We start from the raw sequence: 10,176 nt of genomic DNA, 5'->3' as shown, positions 1-10,176 counted from the left end.
AGGCAGCTCAAAACACCGTTTTGAGGTTGCCGGATAAGACTGACGAAGTCAGTAACATATACCTACGGCAAGGCGACGTTGACGCGGTTTGAAGAGTATTATTCGAAAGTATCTCAGTGATTTCCTCATCTATAAGCAAAAAACTTGAAAAAAGTGAATGTTTGCGTTATCATTTTCATATAGAAAGAAAAAGAGGTATTACAGATGGCTATTATCTTACCAGAACTTCCATATGCATACGACGCTTTGGAACCATACATCGATGCGGAAACAATGCACTTGCACCATGACAAACACCATCAAACTTATGTCAACAATGCCAATGCAGCTTTAGAAAAACACCCTGAAATCGGTGAAGACCTTGAAGCCTTGCTTGCTGATGTAGAATCTATCCCAGCTGATATCCGTCAAGCACTTATCAACAATGGTGGCGGACACTTGAACCACGCTCTTTTCTGGGAATTGATGACTCCCGAGAAAACAGCTCCTTCAGCAGAACTGGCAGCAGCAATCGATGCAACATTTGGTTCATTTGAAGAATTCCAAGCAGCCTTCACTGCAGCAGCAACAACTCGTTTTGGTTCAGGTTGGGCATGGTTGGTTGTCAACAAAGAAGGGAAACTTGAAGTGACTTCAACAGCAAACCAAGACACACCAATCTCAGAAGGTAAAAAACCAATCTTGGGCTTGGACGTTTGGGAACATGCTTACTACGTGAAATACCGCAACGTGCGTCCTGACTACATCAAAGCTTTCTTTTCAGTAATCAACTGGAATAAAGTAGATGAATTGTACGCAGCTGCTAAATAATGATAGTTGGAGGGAAGAATTGTTCTTCTCTTTTTTAGGTTATAAGATTCTGGTCTGACAAAATCGTTAGACTTTTTTCATTTTTATGAGAAACGTGCTAACTGCTAGAAATTATGGTAGAATAAAGTATTAAGTAATCGTGAAAAAAGGATATCTATGCGAAAAGAAATTGCACCTGAATTATACAACTATAACAAGTTTCCTGGTCCTGAGTTTCATTTACACGGGGACAAGGTTGAAACGGAAGGGATCGCTTTTTCCTTGGTGGAAAATATCAAGGATGCCTTTGATGTGACGGCTTTTAATCAGCGTTTTTCAGAAGTCTTAACCAAGTTTGATTATATCGTGGGAGACTGGAGCAACGAACAGCTTCGCCTACGAGGTTTTTACAAGGATGACCGAACAGAAGAAAAACTTGAAAAAATCAGTCGTTTACAAGACTACCTATTAGAGTATTGTAGTTATGGTTGTGCCTATTTTGTCTTAGAAAATGAAGCCCCTAAGCGAGCATCATTTGACAAGAAAATGCGTAAGAAGGAAGAAGAACAGCCTTTTAGAAAAGGAAAGAAACCGACTCAAACAAAACGAAAACCGAATGCAGATAAGAAAAATAGACGTCGTCAGAAAGACCAGCATTCTCAGAAAGAGGACAAGGGACAACGTCATTTTGTCATTCGTCAGAAGTGAGTAGAGAATAAGGAGAAGAAATGAAACCCTCAATTTATAATTTAACACGTCAAACCATGCAGGAATGGGTATTGGAGCAGGGAGAAAAGAAATTCCGTGCAGATCAAATCTGGGAATGGCTCTATTGAAGAAATGACCAACCTTTCCAAGGATTTGATTGCTAAGCTTAATGACCAGTTTGTGGTCAATCCCTTGAAACAAGGTATTGTGCAAGAGTCTGCTGATGGGACAGTTAAATATCTTTTTGAATTGCCAGATGGAATGCTGATTGAGACAGTACTCATACGTCAACACTACGGTTTATCTGTCTGTGTGACCACTCAGGTCGGCTGTAATATCGGTTGTACCTTCTGTGCCTCTGGTTTGATTAAGAAGCAACGTGACCTCCATAACGGTGAAATCGTAGCGCAAATTATGCTGGTTCAGAAACACTTTGATGAGCGTGGTCAGGATGAATACGTCAGCCATATCGTTGTCATGGGAATCAGTGAGCCCTTTGATAATTACAACAATGTTTTGAATTTCGTTTGTACTATCAATGATGATAAAGGAATGGCTATCGGTGCTCGTCACATCACGGTTTCAACCTCAGGTTTGGCTCATAAAATTCGTGACTTTGCTGATGAAGGGGTTCAGGTCAATCTTGCCGTGTCTCTTCACGCACCCAACAATGAACTGCGCTCAAGTACCATGAAGATTAACCGTGCCTTTCCGATTGAAAAGCTCTTTGCAGCTATTGAGTACTACATTGAGACAACTAATCGTCGTGTGACCTTTGAGTATATCATGCTTAATGAAGTAAACGACGGTGTAGAACAAGCTTTGGAATTAGCTGAATTGCTCAAGAACATCAAGAAATTGTCTTATGTAAACTTGATTTCTTATAACCCAGTTAGTGAGCATGACCAATATAGCCGTAGTCCCAAAGAGCGCGTGTTGGCTTTCTATGATACGCTTAAGAGAAAAGGGGTCAACTGTGTGGTTCGTCAAGAGCATGGTACAGATAGTGACGCAGCTTGTGGACAATTGCGCTCTAACACAATGAAACGTGACCGCCAGAAGGCAGTCGCAGCGGTAAATCCTTAATGATGAAGAAGACTTATAATCATATTTTGGTCTGGGGAGTCATTTTCTATAGCATTTGCATTGTCTATTTTTGCTTTACTCCTCAAGAACAATCTCCCGTGGGGGTAGAAACTCCAGGTATTCAGCATCTTGGAAGCCTGGTTTTTCTTTTGACTCCTTTAAACTCCCTCTGGAATCTGGGTGAGGTGAGTGATATGGGACAATTATGCTGGATTTTTTTACAAAATATCCTCAATGTCTTCTTGCTTTTTCCTCTGATTTTCCAACTCCTTTATCTCCTTCCAAACTTGCATAAGACAAGAAAAGTGATCTTTTTCAGTTTTCTTCTGAGCCTAGGAATTGAGTGTACGCAGTTAGTCTTAGATTTTTTCTTTGATTTTAATCGCGTCTTTGAGATTGATGATTTGTGGACCAATACCTTGGGTGGCTATATCGCTTGGCTACTTTATAAACAATATAAACAATTACATAAAAACAAGATAAGGAATTAAAATGAGTATTTTAGAAGTTAAAAATCTGAGTCATGGTTTTGGCGACCGTGCAATTTTTGAAGATGTGTCCTTCCGTCTTCTCAAAGGAGAACATATCGGTCTGGTCGGTGCTAATGGTGAAGGGAAATCAACCTTTATGAGCATCGTGACTGGTAAGATGTTGCCAGATGAAGGGAAGGTTGAGTGGTCCAAATATGTGACCGCTGGTTACTTGGATCAGCACTCCGTCCTTGCTGAAGGGCAGTCGGTGCGCGATGTTCTCCGTACGGCCTTTGATGAGCTTTTTAAAGCAGAAGCTCGTATCAATGACCTCTATATGGAAATGGCTGAAGACGGAGCGGATGTTGATGCTCTTATGGAAGAAGTTGGCGAACTTCAAGACCGTCTGGAGAGTCGTGATTTCTATACCTTGGATGCTAAGATTGACGAAGTGGCGCGTGCCCTTGGTGTTATGGACTTTGGCATGGATACGGATGTAACCTCTTTGTCAGGTGGGCAAAGAACCAAGGTGCTTTTGGCTAAACTCCTCCTTGAAAAGCCTGATATCTTGCTGTTGGACGAGCCAACCAACTACTTGGATGCTGAGCATATTGATTGGCTCAAGCGCTATCTCCAAAACTATGAGAATGCCTTTGTTCTCATTTCGCACGATATTCCATTCCTCAATGACGTTATTAATATTGTCTATCATGTGGAAAATCAACAGCTGACGCGTTACTCTGGTGACTACTACCAGTTCCAAGAAGTTTATGCTATGAAGAAATCTCAGCTAGAGGCAGCCTACGAACGTCAGCAGAAAGAGATTGCGGACCTCAAGGACTTCGTGGCTCGAAACAAAGCACGTGTTGCAACACGAAACATGGCTATGTCTCGTCAGAAGAAATTGGATAAGATGGATATTATCGAACTCCAAAGTGAGAAACCAAAACCATCCTTTGATTTCAAACCAGCTCGTACACCAGGGCGCTTTATCTTCCAAGCCAAGAACTTGCAAATTGGTTACGACCGTCCTCTTACTAAGCCTTTAAATCTTACCTTCGAACGCAATCAAAAGGTTGCGATTATTGGTGCTAATGGTATCGGGAAAACAACTCTCTTGAAGTCCCTATTGGGCATTATTCTACCAATCGCTGGAGAGGTTGAACGTGGAGACTACCTAGAACTTGGTTACTTTGAACAGGAAGTAGAAGGCGGTAATCGCCAAACACCACTAGAGGCTGTCTGGAATGCCTTTCCAGCTCTCAACCAAGCAGAAGTTCGTGCAGCCCTTGCTCGTTGTGGTTTGACAACCAAGCATATTGAAAGCCAAATTCAGGTCTTGTCAGGTGGGGAACAAGCCAAGGTTCGTTTCTGTCTCTTGATGAATCGTGAAAACAACGTTTTAGTGCTGGACGAGCCGACCAACCACTTGGATGTGGATGCCAAGGATGAACTCAAACGTGCTCTCAAAGAATACAAGGGATCTATCCTTATGGTCTGCCACGAACCAGACTTCTATGAAGGCTGGATGGATCAAATCTGGGATTTTAACAAGCTAACTTAAGAATGAGGATAAAAGAAATACAGTACCGAATGTGGATACTGTATTTTTTTGGTTTTTAAGATTTAAAATTGTAATCTTTCACCACTTCGATGCTATCGATTGTGATAGCAGTTGTTGGCTTGTCTTTTTCATCTTTTTCGGCTTTAGCAATCTTATCTACAACATCCATACCGTCAATCACTTGACCAAAGACTGGGTGTTTGCCATCTAGACTAGGGTTTCCCCCTTCTTTATAGGCTTCGATGATTTTCTTTGGATACTTGCTTGTAGGGAGTTTAGCAGAGGTATCTGTAGAGTTTTGGTTGATGAAGAACTGGCTGCTATTGGTGTTTGGTTGACCAGTATTAGCCATAGAAAGAGCACCACGGATGTTATAGAGATAAGGAGTAATCTCGTTTTTGAAACCAGTTCCCTTGTCTTTAGTCTTATCCTTGTCATGCCAGATGGACTGACCACCTGTACCGTCTCCCTTTGGATCTCCAGTTTGAACCATGAAGCCATCGATGACACGGTGGAAGGTAATACCGTTATAGTAGCCTTCTTTGGCATGAGTGAGGAAGTTTTCAACCGCTAGAGGAGCGAGTTTAGGGAAGAGTTTAATGCGAATATCACCTTGGTTTGTGTGGAGAATCACCTCGGCTTCATCTTCAGCAACTTCTTTAGATAGTTGTGGGAAATTGGCGTTTTCGTTTGTTAAAGCATCGTTTAACTCCTTGGCAGATTGGGCTGCTACTTTGGAGCTTTCCTCAGCGGCCAAGCTAGAATCTACATAGTCATCACCACGTAAACTACGTTGGATGTTGCTACATCCAGCTAGGGCTACAGTGGACAGTAAAAGAAGGGTTGCTAGTTTTTTCATTCTGATCCTTTCAAAAATTCATTTCTACCATTGTACCCTAAAAGGAAGGGGATTTCAAATGTTAGTAGTTTACAGAACTGGCTTAGATAATAGTTGGGATTTCATCATCATCTTGAAAATCTTCAACTTCTTCCTCAGTAAATGGTTTCTGAAAAGAACTTAGTATAAAACGGGCAATTGGTCCGACAATTAGGAAGTTTAGAGGAAGAGCTGCAATAAAGTTTACGAGCCAGGCGCTTAGATAGGTATTGGGTGTGATAGCAATGCCATTGTAAAAAAGTCCATAGAAGGACATGAAAGTGACCATGAGAACTGCCATTCCTCCAGAAATGGTAATGATTTTCTGCCATCGTTTATGATGGTCCTTGAGGATACGAAAGGCAATTGACTTAACGATTGCTCCCACAGGGATGACATCCAATAAAAAGGCTGTGACAAAGCCAGGGATGTAAGCAAGGGCTAAATAATGTAGTGAAAGTTGACCAACAATAAAAAGATTCCACATGGACATACCGAGTACCATCATGGAACACATAAGTGTTGTAAATAAAAGAGCTTCTTTAAAATTTCTAGGCATTATAGTCTCCAATTCTTTTTGATTATACATCAGTCTATCATAAAAAAATTTTCCTCGTAAGTGAAATAATTAAATTTTTTCAAGAAACTGTTTTCAAAAAAAATCAACCTGTCTTGGTTGATTAAAGATTCTTTTTAGGATGGCGGTCAATGATTGCTTGATGGTCTTTGAGTGTTTGTTCTCCTTTTGGAGTTAGTCTATAACCGCGAATCGAAAAGTGACAAGCTAATTCTTCTTCTGAAAAATGCTCATGAAGGGCTTGGTCCAAATTTGTAGCCTTCATTTTTAGAAAGTCCAGTAACTCCCTTCTTCTTTAGGATATTCTTTTTTATGGTAGCGTATTAGATGGTCAAGTGAGTAAAAAGCAGTTTCAATGGACAGCATAACCTTTTTCTACCAGAGTTTTGAGATGCTTAGGAGCATCAATGCCATAAGAGTACTCAAAGTATTTAGGGAACCAGATCTTAAGAAAGCTCGTAAAGCATCACAATTAGTAAACGTTAATTCGAAAGAATTACTATATTTTAAAAGAGCACATTTTCAAAGGATTTTTTCTTTTGGCTTCAATTCCTAATTAGTCAATGAACTGAATACTAGGTCTCAAAAAGAATTATGCTTCCTCTTTCTGTCTGAGTTCAAAGAGGTCTTCTACTTTCAGATTAAAAACTTGAGCAATTTTAAGAGCCATTTCCAGCGAAGGATTGTAACGGTTATTTTCCAAGTGCAGAATTGTCTCGCGTCGCATGCCGATGCGGTCGGCTAACTCCTGCTGGGTCATGCCTGTGGATTCACGAACAGATTTGAGATTAGTAATAATCTTGCTTTCTTTGGCCATGCTTATCCTCTACGTTCCAAGATAAAATAGACAACCGCAAAGATGCAAATCAAGGCAGCTATGCTAATAAATATCTGTCCCATGTAAAGAGTGAGAGACCCCATATACCCAATGATAACTGTTAGGATCATCAGTGCGCCTAGTATAAAAACAAACATCAAGCTAGCTGCCTTTGCTAAATTAGCATAAAAGCGTTCGTCCGGAGTTTCCTTGACATTTTTAAAAGAGAAAAAACCAAATACAATCACTTCAATAACGAGTCCAATTCCTAAAATCCATTCTTTAATACCAGAACTTACGCTTGGGGTCGCAACCCAAAACCCTACTGTATAAAAAATGCTTGCTGCCAACACAAGTATTGTGTAAAGCTTAGCAGACAAGTCAAAAATAATCTTTCCCTTACTTTTCTGACTCTTATAAGGCCATGGTTTCATATGTAGCCAGCTCCAAATAGCTACAATTTGACCTGATACTGAAATACCAGTAATAACTAACTTGGCTTCCCAACTAAGATTAGAACCAAATAAAACAATAAAATCAATAAAGAGAGCTACGGCAATCATTGCAATGAGGCCACGCATTTTTTGACTTTTTTTCATGATAGACTCCTTTTTTGTGTTATAAATATATAACACTTAAATTTTATGTTATAAATATATCACATTTAAATTTAGAAAGCAAGAATTTATGTGCCAAGGTGGCAATTATTTGAAAAAATTTTTTAATAAAAGCCCTCGATAGTCAAACAACTAAAGAATTCTTTGAAGCAATGTATCGGATTTGATTTGGATAGTTTTGTTAATCATATTTGATGATAAAGAATTTTTGAAAAATCTAGATACTGTATGAATCTCTACTTTTTTTCTTAGACTGTATAAAGTCTGTCAGAATAAGCTTTGTAGGTGTAGAAGTTAATTTTTACAGAGGTTAAGTAAGGATTTCAGTACACGTCAATAGATGTCAAAATACTGATTTTAAGCGATTTTTGATTTTTGGAAACTCATTATATAGCACTACAAATCAATAAAAACTCTACCTTTTTTAGATAAATATATCATCTGGATATTGAAGTTAAGCCCTGCTATCATTTCGATGGCAGGGCTTTTTAATATTTGGTACACTAACTTCTTATCTATATTTTGGTGGATTTTAAGTTGACATCTACAAAGTTTAATGTTAGAATACATTCAAAAATATATTTGAATGAGGTGTTTTATGATTCAAAATGTTGTTACTTCAATAATCCTGTATTCTGGGACAGCCGTAGACTTACTTATTATCCTAATGTTATTTTTTGCCAAAAGAAAAAGCAGAAAAGACATCATTAACATCTATTTAGGACAATTTCTAGGCTCTGTTAGTCTAATATTGCTAAGTTTGCTTTTTGCATTTGTCTTAAATTATATTCCTAGTAAAGAGATTTTAGGTTTACTCGGTTTGATTCCAATTTTCCTAGGCCTCAAAGTTTTGCTTTTAGGAGATTCTGATGGAGAAGCTATTGCAAAAGATGGTTTGCGAAAAGACAATAAAAACCTGATTTTTCTAGTCGCTATGATTACTTTTGCAAGTTGTGGCGCTGACAATATTGGTGTCTTTGTCCCATATTTTACCACCTTAAATTTAGCGAATTTGATAGTGACTTTACTTACTTTTCTAGTCATGATTTATCTCTTGGTTTTTTCTGCCCAAAAATTGGCACAAGTCCCTTCTGTTGGAGAAACTTTGGAAAAATATAGCAGATGGTTTATTGCCGTTGTCTATTTAGGATTGGGGATGTATATTCTGATTGAAAACAACAGCTTTGACATGCTAAGGACTGTGTTCGGCTAGGAGAAAAAATTATGAAAAAAGATAGTATTTGCCAAGTGAATATTATAAATCAACAAAATGTTACAACCGCGACGAACTACCGTGAAAAGGAAAAAGTCCAAAAATCACTTCGTATTTTATCAAAGTTTACCGATAATAAACAGATAAATATCATCTTTTATCTCCTTGCTGTTGAAGAACTCTGTGTCTGTGATATAGCCTGTTTACTAAATCTCAGTATGGCATCTGCCTCCCACCATCTTCGTAAACTAGCCAATCAAAACATCTTGGACACTAGAAGAGATGGGAAAATTATATATTATTTTATAAAAGATGAGGAAATCAAAGATTTTTTTAATCAACTAGGATAACAACTATTTTTACTACTTTTCCATGATTATAGGGGGATTGTATATGAAATTTTTTGAAGAAAATTATTCACATGAACTACCTACTCGTATCAAAAATTTAAGAAAAAAACACAATATTACACAAAGCGAACTAAGCAATGCAGGTCAAGTTAGTCAAGTTGAAAAGGAAAAGCAACAAGTTACCACTTCAATATTGCTTTATTTGAATACTCAAACCGACTTAGACTATAAAGAAATTATTTTTGGAGATATTGCCAAGCTTGTTGAAAATATGTTTTACCACTGCTTCGGCTCTATTTTATTTAGAGATTTGGAAACTGTAAATAAAAGAATGAATTCTTTGTCGGATGATGACTTAATTTCTATACAATCTAGCTGTCTTAGACTTTCCAAGACATTCGCAAATTTCAATATTCAAAGAAAAAAATTTTTGATTTCTGATGAAACTGAAAAAATTATCCATAATGGCAAAAAGGTCATTAAAAAATCAAAAAAGATAAATCAATTTCAACAACAATGGACACATACGCCGAGTTAGCACCGCAAAGAAAGTTAGAATCTGTTAATCTTTATATCGATAAGATTGCTGAACTAACGCAATAACTACTCTACTATTTACTCTACCTTTTATTATGTAGCATTCTAAAAACATTGATGTACCAACGTTTCTAACAGCTAAAATAGAAATTATTTAATCTTTTACAGACCTAAACTATTCCCCTATTTAGAATCTATTAATTCATATTTTATAAATTAATTAGTAGATATCTTTTTTAAAATCCTTGATATTTCGCTGTTTTTAGTCTAATTGAAATCTATACTTTCCAAACCAGATCTTAAGAAAGCTCGTAAAGCTAGCCAGTTCTCTAAAGGTTAAGAACTAGCTACAATACAGTATTTACAACACTTTATACTCAATGAAAATCAAAGAGCAAACTAGGAAGCTAGCCGCAGGTTGTTCAAAGAACTGCTTTGAGGTTGTAGATAAGACTGACGAAGTCAGCTCAAAACACTGTTTTGAGGTTGTGGATAGAACTGACGAAGTCAGTAACCATATCTACGGCAAGGCAAAGCTGACGTGGTTTGAAGAGATTTTCGAAGAGTATTA

General features: G+C 37.8%; 12 protein-coding genes and 3 pseudogenes. 9 read left to right on the top strand and 6 right to left on the bottom strand.

The annotated features are described in order from the left end of the window. Window positions 1-204 precede the first annotated feature (204 nt). From sodA to HT719_RS09955, 5 genes and pseudogenes are all read left to right on the top strand, one after another. Window positions 205-810, top strand: a complete 606-nt coding sequence (gene sodA, locus HT719_RS09975; RefSeq protein WP_000974746.1) for a superoxide dismutase SodA — start codon at window positions 205-207, stop codon at window positions 808-810. Between the two features lie 156 nt (window positions 811-966). After that, a complete protein-coding gene (locus HT719_RS09970) occupies window positions 967-1,497 on the top strand; it encodes a YutD family protein (RefSeq protein WP_001224342.1) in 531 nt (176 codons plus the stop codon). A 20-nt stretch (window positions 1,498-1,517) separates the two neighbouring features. Next, window positions 1,518-2,583, top strand: a pseudogene (gene rlmN, locus HT719_RS09965) (23S rRNA (adenine(2503)-C(2))-methyltransferase RlmN). Further along, entirely contained in the window at window positions 2,583-3,074 is a 492-nt protein-coding gene (locus HT719_RS09960) for a VanZ family protein (RefSeq protein WP_172929094.1), read from the top strand. The pseudogene rlmN and the gene HT719_RS09960 overlap by 1 nt, the downstream one beginning before the upstream one ends. A 1-nt stretch (window position 3,075) precedes the next feature. Then, window positions 3,076-4,617: an ABC-F family ATP-binding cassette domain-containing protein gene (locus HT719_RS09955; protein WP_101514408.1), complete on the top strand. Its 1,542-nt coding sequence runs from the start codon at window positions 3,076-3,078 to the stop codon at window positions 4,615-4,617. A 55-nt stretch (window positions 4,618-4,672) separates the two neighbouring features. Here HT719_RS09955 and HT719_RS09950 read toward each other — a convergent pair whose 3' ends face one another. From HT719_RS09950 to HT719_RS11755, 6 genes are all read right to left on the bottom strand, one after another. Next, complete coding sequence (locus tag HT719_RS09950) at window positions 4,673-5,476, bottom strand: peptidylprolyl isomerase (protein ID WP_000731905.1); 804 nt, start codon at window positions 5,474-5,476, stop codon at window positions 4,673-4,675. Window positions 5,477-5,558: 82 nt separating this feature from the next. Then, window positions 5,559-5,771, bottom strand: coding sequence for a hypothetical protein (locus HT719_RS09945; protein WP_031222800.1), 213 nt, complete (start codon window positions 5,769-5,771; stop codon window positions 5,559-5,561). A 403-nt stretch (window positions 5,772-6,174) separates the two neighbouring features. Then, complete coding sequence (locus HT719_RS09940; RefSeq protein WP_101514409.1) at window positions 6,175-6,336, bottom strand: hypothetical protein; 162 nt, start codon at window positions 6,334-6,336, stop codon at window positions 6,175-6,177. A 327-nt stretch (window positions 6,337-6,663) separates the two neighbouring features. Next, window positions 6,664-6,888, bottom strand: a complete 225-nt coding sequence (locus tag HT719_RS09935; protein WP_001041099.1) for a helix-turn-helix transcriptional regulator — start codon at window positions 6,886-6,888, stop codon at window positions 6,664-6,666. 2 nt (window positions 6,889-6,890) lie between these two features. Then, window positions 6,891-7,487 carry a DUF3796 domain-containing protein gene (locus HT719_RS09930; RefSeq protein ID WP_172929092.1) on the bottom strand — a complete coding sequence of 199 codons (597 nt, stop codon included), beginning with the start codon at window positions 7,485-7,487 and terminating at the stop codon, window positions 6,891-6,893. 414 nt (window positions 7,488-7,901) lie between these two features. After that, entirely contained in the window at window positions 7,902-8,075 is a 174-nt protein-coding gene (locus HT719_RS11755) for a FanG protein (protein ID WP_078374329.1), read from the bottom strand. Window positions 8,076-8,103: 28 nt separating this feature from the next. On the opposite strand from HT719_RS11755, the gene HT719_RS09925 reads away from it, so the two are divergent. The 4 genes and pseudogenes from HT719_RS09925 to HT719_RS11750 all read left to right on the top strand — a co-directional run. Further along, window positions 8,104-8,718, top strand: coding sequence for a CadD family cadmium resistance transporter (locus HT719_RS09925; protein WP_000615748.1), 615 nt, complete (start codon window positions 8,104-8,106; stop codon window positions 8,716-8,718). Between the two features lie 11 nt (window positions 8,719-8,729). Next, window positions 8,730-9,068, top strand: coding sequence for a Cd(II)/Zn(II)-sensing metalloregulatory transcriptional regulator CadX (cadX, locus tag HT719_RS09920; protein WP_172929090.1), 339 nt, complete (start codon window positions 8,730-8,732; stop codon window positions 9,066-9,068). Window positions 9,069-9,111: 43 nt separating this feature from the next. Further along, window positions 9,112-9,519: pseudogene (locus tag HT719_RS09915) on the top strand (helix-turn-helix transcriptional regulator); the annotation flags it as partial. A gap of 466 nt (window positions 9,520-9,985) precedes the next feature. Continuing rightward, window positions 9,986-10,176: pseudogene (locus HT719_RS11750) on the top strand (hypothetical protein); the annotation flags it as partial.

Source organism: Streptococcus sp. k-378 (assembly GCF_013277505.1).
GTDB lineage: Bacteria > Bacillota > Bacilli > Lactobacillales > Streptococcaceae > Streptococcus > Streptococcus pseudopneumoniae.
Note: the sequence above shows the minus strand (reverse complement) of the source record. Positions and strands in the feature narration are given on the sequence as shown.